This window comes from Myxococcota bacterium, assembly GCA_039030075.1.
Classification (GTDB): Bacteria; Myxococcota_A; UBA9160; order UBA9160; family SMWR01; genus JAHEJV01.
Genome location: JBCCEW010000012.1, coordinates 79,075 through 95,908, shown reverse-complemented (window position 1 = coordinate 95,908; position 16,834 = coordinate 79,075). Strand labels below are relative to the sequence as shown.

Here is a 16,834-nt window from a genome sequence, read left to right as displayed (position 1 = left end):
AGGCCTCGTGAGGAATCGCATGTCGAACGACCGCCCCCAGCCCCGCGTGCTCTCCCGCATCGACCGCGACTTCGAGGCGTCCCCGACGCTCTGGCCGCCGAGCTGGATCGCAGCGGTGTGGATCGCGCTCCTCGGCCTCACGGCCTTCGCGTACATCGCGACCACCGGCGGTTGGCGACCGGGCGTCGAGGCCGAGCTCGCGACCTCTTCGCGCTTCCGCGGTGAGCTGCTCGCAGGCGCGCTGCTGTTTTCGCTCGCCGTCTCCGCCGCCGCTCGCCTGAGCATCCCGGGCCTCGACAATGCGGCGCGATGGCGCCTCGTGCTCGGGTGCAGTGTCGGCCTGTGGCTCGCCCTGTTCGCGTGGGGTGTTCACGAACCCCACGTCGAACCCTCGATGCTCGGGAAACGACCGGGCTGCCAATTCGAGGTCGCGCTCTTCGGGTTCCTGGGTGCCTTGCTGCTGCTCCCGGCGCTGTCGCGCAGGCTCTCGCTCGCGCCGCGCCTGACCGGTGCCGTGCTCCTCGGTTCGGGTGCCCTGGTGTCGAACCTGGCGATGCAGGTGGGCTGCATGATCGAACCCTGGCACGCGCTCACCCACCACGCGGCACCGGTGATCGCGCTCGCGTTCGTCGGCGCACTCATCGGGCCGCGCGTGTTCCGCATCTGATCCGCAGCTTCGCGCAACACATCCGCAGCTGGTGCGTACCTCGAGCCACACGAAGAACGCGGAGCGTCGGGTGCGACGGTCCTCGCTCTTCCCCAACCCGAGGACACCGAATCGATGTGGAAGACAGCAACGCTCGTGGGAACGCTCGCAATCTCGACGTTCGCCGCGATGATGGCCACGGCAAACGACTACCCGAGACGTGACTTCGTCGGCGGCGTGTACGCGATGACGAATGAGTTCGACCGCAACAAGATCGTCGCCTACGGGCGCAACGCCGACGGCACGCTCTCGCTGATCGGGAAGTTCGCGACGGGCGGGCGTGGCGCTGCCTTCGACGGGGGCGAAGGGCTCGACCCGCTGATCTCCGCCTATGCCGTCCTGTTGACCAAGAACCGACGTCACCTCATCGCGGTGAACGCGGGCAGCAACTCGGTCTCGGTGTTTCGCGTGCGCAACGACTTCTCCCTGCGCTTGACCGACCATCGCCGCGTCGAGGGCGTCGGTCCGAACAGCGTGGCGTACTTCGACGGAACGCTTTGGGTCTCGAGCATCGATGCCGACGGCGAGTTCGTCGGTGAGCCCGACCAGGAGGGCGTGCTGACCGGGTTCCGGCTCACGCCGCGCGGACGCCTGCATCGCATCCGCAACGGCGCGCGGCGGCTCGAGAACCGGCCGTCGGCGATCCAGTTCTCACCCGACGGACGCCACCTGGTCGTGTCGTCGATCAACGCGGGCTCCTCGGCGCTGGCGAGCGGCAGCACGGATGAGATCGTCGTCTACGCGGTGGCGCGCAGCGGTCGGCTCTCGCGGCAGCCCGTGAGCGCCGCGGCGTCGACGCTGCCCGGCAACGCGGAGGGACGCAACCTCCCGAGCGCGATCGGTTTCGAGATCGTCGAGGACGAGGGCGAGAACTACGTCGTCGTGACCGAGGCGCGCGAGTTCCGCCCGGACGGAGCGCCGCCGGCGTTCTTCGAGCTCCAGACGGGCTCGGTGTCGACCTGGCGCCTGGACGACGATGGGTCCCTCGAGGCCATCGACCTCGATGTCCTCACGGGCTCCACGCCCACCGAGGGCGGACGCACCGCGTGCTGGATCGAGTTCAGCGACGACGAGAACACCTTCTGGGTGTCGAACGCCTTGGACGCGACGATCTCCTCGTTCTCCTTCGACCAGGGTCGCATCGCCCTGATCGACGACGTTGCAGCGGCGGGAACGCCGCCCGACAACAGCAGCCCCGCGGCCGCCTTCGGATCGACCGACGGCTTCATCGATCTGTGGATCAGCGATGACGGCGAGTACGTCTATCAGCTCTTCGGGCTGAGCGGCACGATCGGGGTCTACAAGGTCGAGAGCGACGGCGCTGGCGCCGGCCTCACCGAGATCCAGCTGGTCAGCGACCTTCCGGAAACCAACACCCAGGGGATCGTGGCCTTCTGAGGCACCCACCCCATCGAATCCGGGCGCCCTCGGCGGAACCCCGCCGGGGGCGCCTCGCTCTCGACGACACCGATCAAGGTCGCCTGGGATCCTGCCGATTCGAGAGGCATGCGACTTCTCTGGCTCGGATCGATTCTCGCGCTCACCCTCGCCTGCGGTTCGGACATCGCGGACTTCGAGGCCCTGGCCCCCGACCAGGACTCGCCCCTGGAGCAGGCCCTGCGGAGCAACACGGCCTGGCCCTATGAAACCGTCGGCACCCTCGATATCGTCGAGGTCGTCTTCGGCGACGAATCCGAACTCCCCACGGATGCCTTCGGCTCGCTGCTGACCGAGGGCGACGACGAATGGGGCGTTCCGGTCGACCTTGGCGCCGAGGTGATTCGGAGCAGCGGTGTCGACATCGACTCGGGGGAGAAGGTGCGCGTCTGGCTCGGCGCCCCGCACGATCCCCACGGCGCGGGCGAGAGCTATCCGGTCGCGCGGCTCGAGCGTCTCTAGCGCGACGCGGCGCGGCGGCCTGTCGGAGCGTCACCCGACGCGAGGTAGGCCACGATCAAACGCTCGGCTTCGGCGCAGAGCGCTTCGGTGGTCACGCCATCCGGTGGGTGCAGCACGAGTCGGTGCGCCACGGCGTCGACCCAGACCACGAGGAAGTGGGCGGCAAGCCGCGAATCGGGTACCCGCACGTCGGTCCGCTGCCGGAGAAGCCCCGCCAGTGCCTCGACAGCCGCAGCCTCGAGCGCCTCGACCCGGCGGCGCACGCGGGTCGGCAGCGGGCCTTCTTCGGTGAGCACGCGGTGCAGCGCCGGACGTTCGCGGTGCAGCGCGACGAAGGTCTCGATCAGCGCCGCGACCCACTCGTCGAGGGGACGATCCGGTGCTGCGAGTTCGCCGAAGGCCGCGCGCACGACCGCCTCCCCCTCGTCGAGGTGACGCTCGGACAGCGCCACGAGCAGGGCCTGCTTGTCGCCGAAGTACTGGTAGAGCGACCCTACCGACACACCGGCACGCTCCGCGATGCGGTCGGTGGTCGTCGCGCCGACGCCGTGGCGTTCGAAAAGCTGAGCCGCGGCTTCGAGGAGCGCGTCGACGGTTGCGCGCGAGCGCGCCTGCTGGGGTCGTTTCCGGCGGGTTTTCGAGGTCTTGCGGGTGGGCATGGGCGGGCGGTCGGGTCCGGTTCGGAATGCGAGGTGAAAACCGAGGGATTTCTCACATTCTAGGGAACCTCGGAGGACGACGACCCATGCGAATCGAATGCACCACCCGACTCGAGTGCTCCCCAGAACGCGCCTGGCAGGAGCTGCTCACCCCCGACCTGCTCCGCTACGTGGCGGCCCCTCTGATCCGCTTCGAACCGGTGGACCCGCCGAGCCTTCCGTCGACCTGGTCCCCCGGCCGCTACCGGGTCAGCGTGTGGCTTTTCGGAGTGCTGCCTTTGGGTCGGCAGTGGGTCGGCCTGGAGCTCCCGGATGGCGAGGTGCCCAGCGGCTGGCCGCGACGGGTGCGCGACAACGGCAGCGGCCAGCTCGCGAAGCGCTGGGACCACTGGATCGAGATCGACGCGCTCCCGGACGGCCACACCCGCTACGTGGATCGCGTCGACGTCGACGCCGGCCTCCTCACGCCAGTGGTCTGGGCGTTCGCGGCGCTCTTCTACCGTCACCGCCAGCGACGCTGGCGCGCGCTCGCACGCAAGCTGGGCGCGGAGGAAGCCGGCGCCGCCTGACGGCTCGCCCGCCGAGCCCATCCTGCTGACGCCTCCGATCCCTGCCTCTTGACGTCTCGGTGGGGCGAGAGACCCTTCGACCCGACGCCCTGCCCTCGGACCGGAGACGCCATGTTGATCTCGGAGGTGATCCGCACGCCGGAAGCGCGCTTCGCGGACCTCGCCGACTTTCCCTTCGAACCCCACTACGCCGAGCTGCCGAACCCCGAGCAGCCCGCCCAGACGCTGCGCATGCACTACGTCGACGAAGGCCCGCGCGAGGGTCCCGCGGTGCTGCTGCTGCACGGCGAGCCGATGTGGTCGTACCTCTACCGGAAGATGATTCCGGTCTTCGTCGCGGCGGGGTTCCGGGCGATCGCCCCCGACCACATCGGCTTCGGCCGCTCGGACAAGCTCACCGAGCGCACCTCTTTCACCTTCGAAAGGCACGTCGAGTGGCTGCGCGCTTTCGTGCTCGGTCTGGACCTGCGTGACGTCACCGTCTTCGGCCAGGACTGGGGCGGCCCGATCGGCATGGGGGTGGTGGCTCGAGAGAGTCCGCGTTTCGCGCGCGTGGTCGCCGCCAACACGATGCTGCACACCCTCGAACCCGCGCTCGCGGGTCGTCTGGTGCAGGACAACCATGCGCTCCCGGGCGACAACACCCAGATCGCCGAAGCGCTTCTGTCGTGGATCGCGTTCTCGCAGCGCACGCCGGATTTTGCAGCGAGCATGGCAGCGCACGGCGCTACGGCGCGTCCCTTGGCGCCCGAGGCCGCGCAGGCCTACGACGCTCCGTTTCCGGAAGAGCGTTTCAAGCAGGGCATGCGCCAGTTTCCCGCGCTCATACCCGTGACGCGGAACGACGTAGGTGCCGCGCTGAACCAAGCGACCTGGGACGTCCTCGGCAAGTTCGAGAAGCCCTTCTTGACCCTGTTCGGTGACAGCGATCCCGGGACCGGCGGCTGGGACGCCATCTTCCAGGAGCGTGTGCCCGGAGCCGCCGGACAACCCCACGCCACCCTCGAACGCGCGGGGCACTTCCTCCAGGAAGACTGCGGGGAAGACGTCGCCGAGCGCGTCGTCGCCTGGATGCACGCCACCGGATCCTAGTCGGGAGCCTTCGATGATCTACGCACTGAACTTCTTCGATCTGGCCCCGGGCGCCGAAGACGCCTATCGCCGTTACATGCGGGAGACAGCGCCGCTTCTCGAGGGGTTGGACGCCCAGCCGGTCGTCGCCGGTCATCCGCCCGTGCGCACGCTCTCGGGCGAAGGGCGCCAGTACCTGGTGGTGATGCGCTTCGGCTCACTCGACGATTTCGAGACCCTGATGGAGCGACAGGCCGAAGCGGGCGTCGGTCACCTGCGAGAGCGCGCCACGCGAAACTACAGCTGGACCGTGTTCCGCGAATGGGACGTCGCCTCCTGGCTCGAAGCCGAGGGACCGACCGCAGGGGAGTAGTCTCCCCCGAGCGCTCGTATACTCGCGCCCCGAGGAGATCGCCATGTATCCGGGTACCCACGCCGCCACCCACCCCGACAAGCCGGCCGTCATCATGACCGGGACCGGCGCCGTCGTGACCTACCGCGAACTCGACGACCGCTCGAACCAGCTCGCTCAGCTGTGGTGGGAACGCGGACTCCGACCGGGGGGTCACGTGGCGATCCTCGCCGAGAACACCCCGCGCTACTACGAGGCCTACTGGGCAGCGCTGCGCTCGGGGCTCTACGTCACGGCGATCAATCGCTTCCTGTCAGCGGAGGAGGCGGCCTACCTCGTCAACGACTCGGGCTCGACCTCGCTCGTCACCACGCGCGCCATGGCCGAGACGGTCAGCGAGATGCTCCCGCTGATCCCTGACTGCACCGACCGCTTCATGATGGACGGCACCGTCGACGGCTTCGAGGCGTACGAGGCCGCAACCGGGGCGATGCCCGCGAAACGCCTCGACGATCAACCGCGCGGCGACGTGATGCTCTACTCCTCGGGAACCACCGGGCGTCCAAAGGGCATCAAGCGTGGGCTGTCGGGGAAGCAGATCGACGAGCCGGGCGGTCTCGCGATCTCCGCGCTCGAGCAGCACCTGCTCGGGATGAGCGAGTCCACCCGCTACCTCTCGCCAGCCCCACTCTACCACTCGGCGCCGCTCCAGTGGTCGACCGGGGTGCACGAGCTCGGCGGTACGGTGGTGGTGATGGAGAAGTTCCGCGAAGAGGCGTTCCTCGAAGCGATCGAGCAGCACCAGATCACCCACAGCCAGGTCGTGCCGACCATGTTCGTGCGGATGCTCAAGCTGCCCGAGACGCTGCGTCGCCGCTTCGACACCTCGTCCCTCGAGAACGTGGTGCACGCGGCGGCACCCTGCCCGGTCGAGGTGAAGCGCCAGATGATCGAGTGGTGGGGCCCGATCATCACCGAGTACTACGCCGGCACCGAGGGCAACGGATTGACCTTCATCGATTCGCCCCAGTGGCTCGAGCACCCGGGCTCGGTCGGAAAGCCCATCCTCGGAACGCCCCACATCTGTGACGACGAAGGCAACGAACTGCCCGTCGGGGAAGCCGGACTGATCTACTTCGAGCGCGACGAAATGCCCTTCGAGTACCACGGCGACTCGGCGAAGACGAAATCGGCGCAGCACCCCCACCACGCCAACTGGTCGGCGCTGGGGGACGTCGGATACCTCGACGAGGACGGCTATCTCTATCTCACCGACCGCAAGGCGTTCATGATCATTTCGGGGGGCGTGAACATCTATCCCCAGGAGATCGAGGACTGCCTGATCGTCCACGACAAGGTGACCGACGTCGCCGTCTTCGGACTACCCGACCCCGAGATGGGCGAGTTCGTGCAGGCGGTGGTGCAGCCCGCGGAAGGCGTGACGGGCGACGAGGCCTTCGAGGCCGAGCTGCGCGCGTACGCGCGCGAGTCGATCGCGCACTACAAAGTGCCGAAGCACATCCACTTCCGTCCCGAGCTGCCGCGCCTGCCGACGGGAAAGCTCTACAAGCGCCTGCTCCGCGACGAGTATCTCGAGCAGGCGAAGTCGCAGAGCTGACGGGCCAATGCTGACCCTGCACCACAGCCCGCTCTCGCGTTCGATGCGCGTCGTCTGGTATTGCGAGGAGATCGACCTCGCCTATCGGCTGGAGCCCGTCGAGATGTTCAGCGACGCCATGCAGCGTCCCGCGTACCTGAAGGTCAACCCGCTGGGCAAGGTGCCCGCGATCGAAGACGACGGCTTCCTCCTCTGGGAGACCGCCGCCATCCTCTCGTATCTGGACGCGAAGTACGGCGCGGGCGCGCTGATCCCGCCGAGCGATACGGAGGAAGGCGCACTCACCCTCCAGTGGATGGGCTACGGCGAGAACCCGCTGACCGTCATCATGGGAGAGATCGCTTCCCACAGCGGTCGGATCCCCGAGGATCGCCGGTGGCCCGTCCTGGTCGACCGGGGCCGCGAGATCGCACCGAACCTCGTGGGCGTGATCGAAGGCGCGCTCGACGGGCGCGAGTGGATCCTGGGCGACCGCTTCAGTGCGGCCGACATCATGCTGGGGTTCGGGTTGATGATCGCCCGACACCTCGAATACGTGAATGCCGACACGCCGCGCACGTCGGCCTACCTCGCGCGACTGACGGCGCGGCCGGCCTTCGAACGCGCCGCAGCCGTTTGAAGCGGTCCCTCCCGAGAGCGGCCGCGACGCCGAGCGCCGCTACGGTTTCGCGGTGAACACGAACGGGCGACGCCGCGCCGACGCCTGTGAGCTCTGCCTGCGCGCCGTCGCCCACCCCACGCGTCACCATCTGGTACCCCGCACGCGCCAGAAGGGCACGCGTGAACGCGATCGCATCGCCTGGCTGTGCGCGCCCTGCCACAAGCAGATCCACGTGCTCCTTTCCGAGAAGGAGCTCGAGCGCGCCTACGACACGATCGAGAAGCTCGCCGCCCACCCGGAGGTCGCGCGCTTCGTACGCTGGGTGGCGAAGCGGCCCGACGGAACCCACGTCCCGACGCGGCGCGCCGGACGGGCGCGCCGGCGCTAGCCGAACGGCGGCGGCCGCGAAGCCCCAGCCCCTTGGAATTCCTCGGGTTTCGCTCCGGTTAACGGGCTCCCGAGAGAATCCTGTCGACGCTCGGGGGCTTCCCGACGCGCGTGAATCCGGGGCGCGAAATGGCTCGGTACGCCGAGCCGGGGCTGCCGTGCCCACCGACCAGGAGAACTCGAGGTGAAGATGGTGCGCAGGAAGTGGAGTGGGTGGAAGCAGAGCGGCCGAAGTGCGTGGCTCGTCGTCGCGGTGGTCGTGCTGGCGGCGAACGCGGCTCAGGCGAACTACACGGTGCAGTACACGGGCGAGGTGGAGAACATCCAGGTCAGCTTCAACCCGACCGAGACGCCGCAGGTACCGACGGCGTACGGGGTCAACGTCGGGACTCCGGTCACCGTCACAGTCGTGATCGATCCGAACGCGCCGCAGATGGGCTTGTTCTTCGACGGCGCGGTCGTCGAGATGGTGATCGACATGGCGGGCCAGTCCTGGGAGATGGATCCGGTCCCGCCCACCACGACCCAGCTCAACGTGATCGACAACAACGTCCTTCCCGCCGGCAACCTCGTGGGCGCCAACAACTTCGGCGTGGCAGGCCCCGCCTTCGTGGCGCCCTTCGACGCGTATCCCTTCATCGCGTTCTCGCTGTCGGCGCCCGCGTCGGGGTTGCCGAACGGCAGCATGCCGAGTCCGTCGACGATGCTGGGGCTGATCGGTCTGCCCGGCGAGGACACGGCCGAGCTGCGCTTCCAGCGGCCCAACCCCATGGGCGGGAACTTCATCGAGGTCGTCAACATCAACCTGAACGCAGCGACGGTGCCGGTGCCGGCGCTCGGTGGCTTCGGCGTCTCCGCGCTGGTGTGTGGGCTGACCCTCGTGGGCGGGTTCGTGGCCCGACGCGTCACGCGGACCTGACGCGCTCCTCGGGCGCGAGCGGACCTCTCGCGGGGGCTCTGTCGGCTCCCGTGAGAGGCCCGCACAGTCCTCGTCCCCTCGGCGTCCCCGGAGCCATCGAAACGCTCGGACGCCCGCTTCGATTCCGCAGTACCCTGGCCATGACTCGCGCGAGGCTCCCCCCCGCGCTCCTCCCTCGGAGAAGACGTCGTGGCCTACGACCATCTGCTCGCCCCTGGGCGCATCGGGTCGCTCGAACTGCGCAATCGCATCCTCGTCACGGCGATGGGGGTGAACCTCAGTGACGAAGACGGACACTGGGGCGACCGCATCGCGGCCTACCACGAGGAGCAGGCTCGCGGCGGGGCCGGCCTGATCATCTCCGGCGCCTGCGGCGTGATGTATCCGGTGGGCCAGGTTCAGCCCTGGCAGGTCGGGATCTCGGACGACACCCACATTCCGGGGCTGGCGCAGGTCGTCGATGCGGTGCATCGGCACGGCGCACGCTTCGCCGTGCAGCTCCACCAGGGGGGCCTCAACGCCGTCGACGACACGGTCGCCGGACGCCCCCAGTGGTGCCCTTCGGCCCCGCGGCTCGAGATGGGCGACTTCGTCGACGGATTCCTGCTGCCCGAGCTCGAGATCCTCGCCAGCACTGGCATGCCCACCTTCAAAGAACTCGACGACGACGACATCCGGGATCTCGTGTCGGCCTTCGCCGCCGGTGCGCGGCGCGCGGCGCAGGCGGGTTGCGATGCCGTCGAGGTCCATGGAGGCCACGGCTACGTCCCCTCTTCCTTCCTCTCGCCGAAGACGAATCGCCGCACCGACGAATACGGCGGACCGCTCGAGAATCGCGCCCGGCTCCTGCTCGAGATCGTGCGCGCCGTGCGCGCCGAGGTCGGCTCCGACTTCCCGCTGATCGTCAAGATCGACTCGCGAGAGGTCGGCAAGGAGGGCGGCATCTCGCTCGAAGACGCGAAGGTCACGGCCCAGTGGCTGGAGAACGCCGGGGCGGATGCGATCACCGTGAGCGCCTACCACGACTTCGCCCAGGGAAAGCTCCACTCGGCCTCGAACATTCCCCACGAGCCGAACTGGAACCTCCCCGCCGCTGCCGCGATCAAGCGCGGTGTCTCGATCCCGATCATCGCGTCGGGTCGGGTCGAGGTCGCGCATGCCGATGCCGAGATCGCGCAGGGACACTTCGACTTCCTCGGCATGGGGCGCAAGCTGCTCGCCGACCCGCACCTGCCGCGCAAGCTCGGAGAGAACCGGGAGCGTGAGATCCGCCCCTGCATCTACTGCTACACGTGCGTGAGCGCGATCTACAACCGCGCCTCCACCCAATGCGCCGTCAATCCCGAGTGCGGCATCGAGTACACGCGCGACGCTGCACCGACGAAGGGTCGGACGCTGCGCGTCGCCGTGGTCGGTGGGGGTCCGGCGGGGATGGAGACCGCCCGTCGCCTCGCGGAGCACGGCCACGAGACCGTCCTCTTCGAGAAGAGCGAGCGGCTCGGCGGTACGCTGCGCTTCGCCTCCCTCGCCTACGCCGCCAACGAGCCCCTCCTCGACTGGCTCCGCACGCGTGTCGAAGCGGCCCCGGTGGAACTCAAACTCGGCACCGAAGCGTCGGCCCATGAACTGGCCGCCTGGGCACCGGACGCGGTGGTCGTCGCCACGGGGGCGCGTCGGAGTCTGCCCGACATTCCCGGCGCCGACCTGCCTCATGTGCTCTCGGGCGACGACATGCGCGACCTGATGCTCGGCGCCTCCTCCGACGCCCTGCAACGCAAGACCTCGCTCTCGACCCGGCTGGCCACGCGGGTGGGCGCCGCCACCGGACTCACCCGGAACCTCGCCTTCGTCCGCAAGGCGACGCGCGGCTGGATGCCTTTCGGAAAGCGCATCGTGGTGGTCGGCGGCGAGCTCGTCGGCCTCGAGCTCGCCGAGTTACTGACCGAGCGCGGCAGACAGGTCACCGTCGTGGACGACGTCCCGCGCTTTGGTGCGGGGATCACGCTCGTCCGACGCCTGCGCATGCTCGCCGAGCTCCGCGAGCATGAAGTTGCCCTCTTCCCGTCGGCGAAGGACATCTGCATCGAGCCCGACGGTGTGCGTTTCACGAATGCCCAGGGCGAGACCACCCAGGCGCCGGCCGATCACGTGATCGTCGCCAAGGGTACGACGGGCGACACCCGCCAGGCGGAAGCTCTGCGCGAGGCCGGGCTCCGTGTGTACGAAATCGGGGACGGCACGGGCGTGGGCTACATCGGCGGCGCGATCCGCGACGCGATGGAGGTAGTGGATACGCTCCACGCGGAGCTGCGCGACTAGCCCCCGCCCGCCGCGAGCGCGATCCCCGGGATCCTGCGAACCTCGCGCCCATGCCCGAGATCATCAGCCCGATCGACGAACAGCCGGTCTACCACTTCGACTTCGTCGCGATGGACGAGGTCGAGCGCCGGGTCGCCGGAGCGCGCGAGACCCAGCAGGAATGGCGACGGGTACCGCTGGCCGAGCGCATCGCCGTGTGTCGCCAGATGCTCACGGCCTACGCCGCACGTGGCGACGCGAACGCCGAAGAGATCACGCGCATGATGGGGAAGCCGCGGGGTCAGGCGCGCGGCGAGTTCGAGCGCACGATGGTCGAACGGACCGAGCATCTCTGCGCGATCGCCGAGGACGCCCTCGCCGACACGGCACTCCCGGAGAAGGCCGGTTTTCGGCGCTTCATCCGACGCGAACCGGTCGGGATCGTGCTCGACATCGCCGCCTGGAACTATCCACTCGCGATCGCCGTCAACGTGATCGTGCCCGCGGTCCTGGCCGGCAACGCCGTGCTCGTGAAGCACGCTTCCCAGACCGCCCTCGTCGCCGATCAGTTCGAGCGGGCCTTCCGCGAAGCGGGGGCGCCCGAAGGCCTCGTGCAGGCGCTCCCGATGGACCATGCCACCACCGCCGCGCTGATCGGGTCGCGCGACCTCGGCTACGTCTCCTTCACCGGGTCGGTCCGTGGAGGACACGAGATCTACCGCAGCGTGGCCGAACAGAACTTCATTCCGGCTGGCATGGAGCTCGGCGGCAAGGACCCGGCACTGGTGCTCGAGGACGCGGACGTCGCCTTCGCCGCCGAGAACCTGGTCGACGGCGCTTTCTACAACGCCGGCCAGAGCTGCTGCGGGATCGAGCGCATCTACGTCGCCGCGCCGGTCTACGACGCGTTCGTCGAAGCCGCGATCGCCCTCACGAAGCCCTACGTGGTCGGGAACCCGCTCGATCCGGGTACGACGCTCGGCCCGCTGGTCAACGCCGGGGCTGCCGACTTCGTCCGCGAGCAGGTGCGCGCGGCCCAGGCCGCAGGCGCGCGGGTGCTCGTTGGCGATGCGGATTTCGAGGTGCCGGACACCTCGCGCTGCTACCTGGCCCCACAGCTGCTGGTCGACGTCGATCACGGGATGTCGCTCATGCGCGAGGAGACCTTCGGGCCCGCGGTCGGGATCCAGCGCGTTTCGACGGAAGCCGAGGGCCTCGCCTTGATGAACGATTCACGCTTCGGGTTGACCGCGTCCGTCTGGACGGCGGACCTCGACCGCGCGGAGCGGCTGGCCCCCGAGATCGAAGCGGGCACCGTGTTCGCCAACCGCTGCGACTACCTCGACCCCGCCCTCGTCTGGACCGGCGTCAAGGACTCGGGGTTCGGCTGCTCCCTCTCGGAGCTGGGCTTCGCTTCGGTGACGCGTCCGAAGAGCGTTCACCTGCGCGCGCAAGCCCCCTAGCGGCGGCGCAACGCAGCCGCGAAAGTGCCGACCCGCGGGCTCGCAACGACACGCCTTTCCCTATAGTGGGCCGCGAACGCTGGGGAGGGGGCCTGCGGATCGGGCGACCTGTACCCGGCCCTGCTGGGGTGTCCACCGAACATGTCCTCGCCCTCGTCTCGACGCACCGGCCCGCGTCGTCTCGAAGCCTGGCTCTGCCTCGTGCTCGCCCTGCTCGGCTCTGCGTGCGTCCTGCCGCGCCCCTACCGCGCGCCGGCGAATCAGGCGCTGCGTTGGAGTGACATCGAGACCGTCACCCTGGTGCCACCGCTCGTCTCGGTCGCCGCGATGTCGTCCGGCGACATCGAGCAGGAAGTCCAGGAGTGGAGCGACACCGCGAACCAGAACACCCGCGGCGCGGTGCAGACCTACCTCGAGAGCACCGGCAAGATCTTCGTGCCCTACGCGGGCGCCCACCCGCCGCGGCCCGATTTCCGCATCCACCCGGGCAGCGTGAACAGCCGTCCCCAGGTGAGTGAGGGCGAGCAGAGCTGGCTGCTCTTCGAATCCGCGAAGGACGCGATCCTTCGCCACACCTACGATCTGGGACAGCTCTTCCCGCCCCAGATGGAGAACTTCGACTACACCCTCGGGCCCGAGGCGCGCGCGCTGCTGGCCGGCACGCCGGCGGATGCGTTCCTGCTGATGATCGCCACCGATTTCATTCCCACCGAGGACCGCGCCGCCCTGATCGGGGTGGGTGCGGTCGCGGCCCTGGCGACGGGTAGCTACGCCGGCCCGAGCGCCACCCCCGCCGAGCTGATCGTGGCCTTGGTCGAGTCGCAGACCGGGGACGTCCTCTTCTTCAACAAGGTATCGATGCCGCTGGCCGACCTGCGCGACCCGGAAGCGAGCAAGGCCCTCGTCGACCTGGTCCTGACCGGAATGCAGCCATGATGCTCCGTAGCCTCCCGTTCGTTTCCATCCTCTTCTTCGCCATGGGCTGCGTCACGCCCTATGAGCCCCTGCCGCCGCTCGGTACGAACGTCGGGGTGGGACGCCTCGACGCCGATGAAGAGGCGCTGTGGAAGCAATCGCGAGAGCTCCAGTACCAGATCGAGGTCAGCGGGCTGCTCTTCGAAGATCCAAAGCTCGACGCCTACCTCTCGAAGCTCCTGCAGCGGGTGACGCCGCCCGAGCTCGCCGAGGCGTCCCTCACGCCGCAGGCGCGCGTCGTCTCGAACGTGAACATCCACGGGTACTCGTTCGCGAACGGCGTCATCTACATCCACACGGCCCTGCTCTCGCGGATGCAGAACGAAGCGCAGCTCGCAGCCCTCTTGTCGAGAGAGCTCGCGCACATCGTCCATCGCCACGCGCTGCGCGGCCACCGCGACAAGCGCCTGCGGGCGGACACCCTGGCATGGATCGGCGTCGGCGCCACGCTCGTCGATGGCGGCGGCGAAGCCAAGCTGCTGGCCCAGGCCGCTTCGATCACGACGGCGGCAGGCTTCCATCATCACCTCGAGACGGTCGCCGATGAGAAAGGGCTCGCCATCCTGCACGACGCCGGCTACCCGGTGCAAAGCACGCTGGGCCTCTACGAGGCGTCCCTCACCCATCTCGCCGAAGTCCACGCACAGGGCATCTGGGGCTGGGCTCCGTTCACGCCGCCGCCTCAGATCTCGGCCCGCATCTCCGGCTACGAGACGCTGATCGCCCGCGACTACGCCCGCAAGAAGCCGTCGCGCAGCCCGATGGCGGACACCGCCGGGTTCCGCCGGCGCGTGCACACCGCCACCCTACGTCAGTGTGATCTCGAACTGGCGGTCGGGTTGTTCATCTCGGCGGAGACCTGCGCCCGGCTCGCGACCGAGTCGCGCCCGACCGATCCGAACGGCTGGATGCTCCTCGGACGCGCGCTCGCCGGACAGCGCTCCAGGCCGATCGAAGGCAAACGCTTGCCGTCCCTCAAGGCGGTGCGCAACGCCTTCGAGCAGGTGTTGATCCTCGACGTTCGCCATGCCGACGCCACGCGCGAGCTCGGCATGTCGTTCTATCGGACCACGGGAACCCAGCGCACACCCGACGCCTCGGCCGAGGCAAGGCGCTACTTCCGACGCTATCTCCAGCTCGCACCCGCAGCGGGAGACGGCGATTACGTGCGGGGCTACCTCCGCGAACTCGAAGCCGAGGCGAGGTGAACGTGTTGGCCAACCGAGCCCGCTGGGCGCGCGGCGCAGTACTCGCTTTCTGCAGCCTCCTCGTGGGCTGCGCACCGGCGTGGGTGCTGGTCGACGAGTCGTCGCCGCGGCCATTCACCTACCCCACTTTCGAGATTCAGTTCGACCTGCCCCAGGGCTGGATGACGTCCTACTACGGGCCGGTCGTCGGTCACATCTTCTTCACCGTCCACGGCGGCGAGCTCGAAGAGATCTGGGTTCGCCGCTTTCCGAAGACCTCGGTCGTGAAGGGAACCAGCCGGAACCTGGCCGGCAACCTGACGGTGCAGGACATGGCGAACGTCTCGATCGACAGCCGTCGCACCGACGAGGGCGTCGGAGCCTTCGCCCTGGTCTCGAACCGGCCCGCGACCATCGGGGGCCAGCGCTGCTTCCGCCTCGACTACCGCTACCGGAACGAGATCGGCCTCGAGAAGCGGACCGTCGAGTACGGCTGTCCGGTCGGGGCGTGGCTCTACCGGATCGAGTTCAACGCACCCGAGCAGCACTTCTTCGAGCGCTACCTCGGCGACTTCGAGCAGATGGCGGAGTCGGTCGTCTTCACGGCCGCAGGCGCCTAGCGCCCGGGATCTCGCCTAGCTGCCGACCGCCGCGGAGACCCGGCTCCGCAAGGCGCGCGAGGTGCGCAGCGCGCGGGGCGAGTCGGCTCGGTCGTCCCGCAGAGCGGAGCGCTCCAGCAGCGTCAGCTCCTCGGCCAGGGATTCCATCAGGCGACGTCCGCGAGTCGCGCGCTTCCAGCCTTCCGTCACCCCGAAGAAGAGACGCCCTTCGTACTCGACGACGGCGACGGCGACGCGCTGGCCCGGTACCAGCGGCGCGAACGCGGTGAGCTCGCGCAGGTGCGCGCCAAGAAGCGAGAGCGCGCGAGGGCCCCTCGCGCTCGTCACGATCAGGTTGTAGTCGCGTCGGTAGTTTGCGATCGCCATTCCCAGGCGCGCCACCCAACCGCCGAGTCGCTGCACCCAGCGAGCCATCTGATTGCCGCGGCCTTCGGCCTGCTTGCGGCGGAAGGCCCGCGTCGCGGCGTTCACGCGGGCCACGCGACCCGCCAGGGTCGGCTCGTCCATCGGGAGCGGCACGAACCAGGGCGAGATGCGGTTGCCGAAGCCCGCGCGACTGTCCCGCGGCCTCGGGCTCACGGGACAGAACGCGCGCAAACGCATCGGGAACGAGCACCGCGAGTGAGCGAACCAGCGCTGGAGTGTCCCGGTCACGACGGAGAGCAAGAGATCGTTGCGGCTCCCACCGAGGCGCCGAGCCGCGCGGTCGAAGGATGCGGAGGGGACGTCGAGTCTGCGATGTCGTTGCTCGGCGATGCCCCCGTTGAGGGCGGTGCGATCGGTACTGCGGAACGGATCGTGTGCGAGGTTTGCCGCGGAACCCAGGGACTCGGCGTCGGGGTAGAGCTCCGGCCCCGGCCCGCGCCCGACGAGCGTCGGGACTGGCGCGGACTCGAGCAGCCGCTCGAAGAGCGCCACGGCGCCCACGCTGTCGATCAGCACCTGGTGCACCTTGAGCAGGAGTTCGAAGGTCCGCGGGCGCTCGGGCGTATCGAGGAGCCAGATCTCCCAGAGGGGTAGGTCCCGGTCGAGCGGTGCGCGCAGACAGACGTCGACATCCCGCGCGCGATGCTTGGGATCGACGCGAAGACTTCGAATGTGGCGGGCGACGTCGATCGGCCCGATGTCACCCCAGCGCGGTTTGCGGAACCAGGACCGGAGCAGGCGTCGCTGCAGCGCGGGCTCGCGGGCCACCGCGCGCGCGAAGATCGCGCGCAGCCCGGAGAGCGTCGGGGCGGGCACGCCCAGGGGCAGTTCGAAGGAGGCGCGTACGGCGATGTGCATGGGACGCCGTCGGGTCTCGAAAGCCAGGAAGGCGAGGTCCTGCCCCGAGAGGCGCGGTACGGCGCGCGCGTTCGACATGTCGACGCTCATGGGTCCTCTCCGCAAGCTGCGTTCATGGGGCCCCGGTCGATGGGGGCGACCGGAGCCCCGTGACGTCTCAAGCTGCCTTGCGGCGTCGGGGCGTGCGCACCGGGGCGGGGACGAGCCGACGTGCCGCTCGCCGTCC

17 protein-coding genes are annotated in these 16,834 nt (G+C 69.0%); 15 read left to right on the top strand and 2 right to left on the bottom strand.

Going from position 1 to position 16,834, the window contains the following annotated elements; genetic code table 11:
• Positions 1–19: 19 nt before the first annotated feature.
• The 3 genes from AAF430_14435 (at position 20) to AAF430_14425 (ending at position 2,605) form a co-directional block, all read left to right on the top strand.
• A complete protein-coding gene (locus AAF430_14435; protein MEM7411433.1) occupies positions 20–667 on the top strand; it encodes an NrsF family protein in 648 nt (215 codons plus the stop codon).
• A gap of 114 nt (positions 668–781) precedes the next feature.
• A complete protein-coding gene (locus AAF430_14430) occupies positions 782–2,104 on the top strand; it encodes a beta-propeller fold lactonase family protein (protein ID MEM7411432.1) in 1,323 nt (440 codons plus the stop codon).
• Positions 2,105–2,212: 108 nt separating this feature from the next.
• Positions 2,213–2,605 carry a hypothetical protein gene (locus AAF430_14425; GenBank protein ID MEM7411431.1) on the top strand — a complete coding sequence of 131 codons (393 nt, stop codon included), beginning with the start codon at positions 2,213–2,215 and terminating at the stop codon, positions 2,603–2,605.
• Here the strand turns inward: AAF430_14425 and AAF430_14420 are convergent.
• Positions 2,602–3,264, bottom strand: a complete 663-nt coding sequence (locus AAF430_14420) for a TetR/AcrR family transcriptional regulator (GenBank protein ID MEM7411430.1) — start codon at positions 3,262–3,264, stop codon at positions 2,602–2,604. The two genes, AAF430_14425 and AAF430_14420, sit on opposite strands and share 4 nt — an antisense overlap.
• 86 nt (positions 3,265–3,350) lie before the next feature.
• Here AAF430_14420 and AAF430_14415 point away from each other — a divergent pair, with 86 nt between their 5' ends.
• The 12 genes from AAF430_14415 (at position 3,351) to AAF430_14360 (ending at position 15,324) form a co-directional block, all read left to right on the top strand.
• A complete protein-coding gene (locus AAF430_14415; protein ID MEM7411429.1) occupies positions 3,351–3,833 on the top strand; it encodes a hypothetical protein in 483 nt (160 codons plus the stop codon).
• A gap of 111 nt (positions 3,834–3,944) precedes the next feature.
• The gene (locus tag AAF430_14410) at positions 3,945–4,925 is read left to right on the top strand and encodes a haloalkane dehalogenase (protein MEM7411428.1); all 981 of its coding nucleotides are present in this window, start codon (positions 3,945–3,947) and stop codon (positions 4,923–4,925) included.
• A gap of 13 nt (positions 4,926–4,938) precedes the next feature.
• Entirely contained in the window at positions 4,939–5,277 is a 339-nt protein-coding gene (locus AAF430_14405; GenBank protein MEM7411427.1) for a DUF1330 domain-containing protein, read from the top strand.
• Between the two features lie 43 nt (positions 5,278–5,320).
• Positions 5,321–6,874 (top strand): AMP-binding protein, encoded by a 1,554-nt coding sequence (locus AAF430_14400; protein ID MEM7411426.1) that lies wholly within the window; start codon positions 5,321–5,323, stop codon positions 6,872–6,874.
• Positions 6,875–6,881: 7 nt separating this feature from the next.
• Complete coding sequence (locus AAF430_14395; protein ID MEM7411425.1) at positions 6,882–7,493, top strand: glutathione S-transferase family protein; 612 nt, start codon at positions 6,882–6,884, stop codon at positions 7,491–7,493.
• Positions 7,494–7,545: 52 nt separating this feature from the next.
• Positions 7,546–7,863, top strand: coding sequence for an HNH endonuclease (locus AAF430_14390; GenBank protein ID MEM7411424.1), 318 nt, complete (start codon positions 7,546–7,548; stop codon positions 7,861–7,863).
• A gap of 183 nt (positions 7,864–8,046) precedes the next feature.
• On the top strand, positions 8,047–8,781 hold the full coding sequence (locus AAF430_14385) for a hypothetical protein (protein ID MEM7411423.1): 735 nt from the start codon (positions 8,047–8,049) through the stop codon (positions 8,779–8,781).
• A gap of 189 nt (positions 8,782–8,970) precedes the next feature.
• The gene (locus tag AAF430_14380; protein ID MEM7411422.1) at positions 8,971–11,100 is read left to right on the top strand and encodes an NAD(P)/FAD-dependent oxidoreductase; all 2,130 of its coding nucleotides are present in this window, start codon (positions 8,971–8,973) and stop codon (positions 11,098–11,100) included.
• Between the two features lie 50 nt (positions 11,101–11,150).
• Positions 11,151–12,542, top strand: a complete 1,392-nt coding sequence (locus AAF430_14375; GenBank protein ID MEM7411421.1) for an aldehyde dehydrogenase family protein — start codon at positions 11,151–11,153, stop codon at positions 12,540–12,542.
• Positions 12,543–12,683: 141 nt separating this feature from the next.
• Entirely contained in the window at positions 12,684–13,478 is a 795-nt protein-coding gene (locus AAF430_14370; protein MEM7411420.1) for a hypothetical protein, read from the top strand.
• Positions 13,475–14,725: a M48 family metalloprotease gene (locus AAF430_14365; protein ID MEM7411419.1), complete on the top strand. Its 1,251-nt coding sequence runs from the start codon at positions 13,475–13,477 to the stop codon at positions 14,723–14,725. The genes AAF430_14370 and AAF430_14365 overlap by 4 nt, the downstream gene beginning before the upstream one ends.
• A gap of 5 nt (positions 14,726–14,730) precedes the next feature.
• Complete coding sequence (locus AAF430_14360; protein MEM7411418.1) at positions 14,731–15,324, top strand: hypothetical protein; 594 nt, start codon at positions 14,731–14,733, stop codon at positions 15,322–15,324.
• Between the two features lie 15 nt (positions 15,325–15,339).
• On the opposite strand, the gene AAF430_14355 is transcribed toward AAF430_14360, so the two are convergent.
• On the bottom strand, positions 15,340–16,698 hold the full coding sequence (locus AAF430_14355; protein ID MEM7411417.1) for a wax ester/triacylglycerol synthase domain-containing protein: 1,359 nt from the start codon (positions 16,696–16,698) through the stop codon (positions 15,340–15,342).
• Positions 16,699–16,834: the final 136 nt, after the last annotated feature.

What these genes read in the sequence shown, in the direction of transcription:
- AAF430_14365 (MEM7411419.1), top strand. Translation starts at nt 13,475, where the DNA reads ATGATGCTCCGTAGCCTCCCGTTCGTTTCCATCCTCTTCTTCGCCATG.
- AAF430_14435 (MEM7411433.1), top strand. Translation starts at nt 20, where the DNA reads ATGTCGAACGACCGCCCCCAGCCCCGCGTGCTCTCCCGCATCGACCGC.
- AAF430_14420 (MEM7411430.1), bottom strand. Translation starts at nt 3,264, where the DNA reads ATGCCCACCCGCAAGACCTCGAAAACCCGCCGGAAACGACCCCAGCAG.
- AAF430_14370 (MEM7411420.1), top strand. Translation starts at nt 12,684, where the DNA reads ATGTCCTCGCCCTCGTCTCGACGCACCGGCCCGCGTCGTCTCGAAGCC.
- AAF430_14415 (MEM7411429.1), top strand. Translation starts at nt 3,351, where the DNA reads ATGCGAATCGAATGCACCACCCGACTCGAGTGCTCCCCAGAACGCGCC.
- AAF430_14395 (MEM7411425.1), top strand. Translation starts at nt 6,882, where the DNA reads ATGCTGACCCTGCACCACAGCCCGCTCTCGCGTTCGATGCGCGTCGTC.
- AAF430_14355 (MEM7411417.1), bottom strand. Translation starts at nt 16,698, where the DNA reads ATGAGCGTCGACATGTCGAACGCGCGCGCCGTACCGCGCCTCTCGGGG.
- AAF430_14430 (MEM7411432.1), top strand. Translation starts at nt 782, where the DNA reads ATGTGGAAGACAGCAACGCTCGTGGGAACGCTCGCAATCTCGACGTTC.
- AAF430_14375 (MEM7411421.1), top strand. Translation starts at nt 11,151, where the DNA reads ATGCCCGAGATCATCAGCCCGATCGACGAACAGCCGGTCTACCACTTC.
- AAF430_14410 (MEM7411428.1), top strand. Translation starts at nt 3,945, where the DNA reads ATGTTGATCTCGGAGGTGATCCGCACGCCGGAAGCGCGCTTCGCGGAC.
- AAF430_14400 (MEM7411426.1), top strand. Translation starts at nt 5,321, where the DNA reads ATGTATCCGGGTACCCACGCCGCCACCCACCCCGACAAGCCGGCCGTC.
- AAF430_14405 (MEM7411427.1), top strand. Translation starts at nt 4,939, where the DNA reads ATGATCTACGCACTGAACTTCTTCGATCTGGCCCCGGGCGCCGAAGAC.
- AAF430_14425 (MEM7411431.1), top strand. Translation starts at nt 2,213, where the DNA reads ATGCGACTTCTCTGGCTCGGATCGATTCTCGCGCTCACCCTCGCCTGC.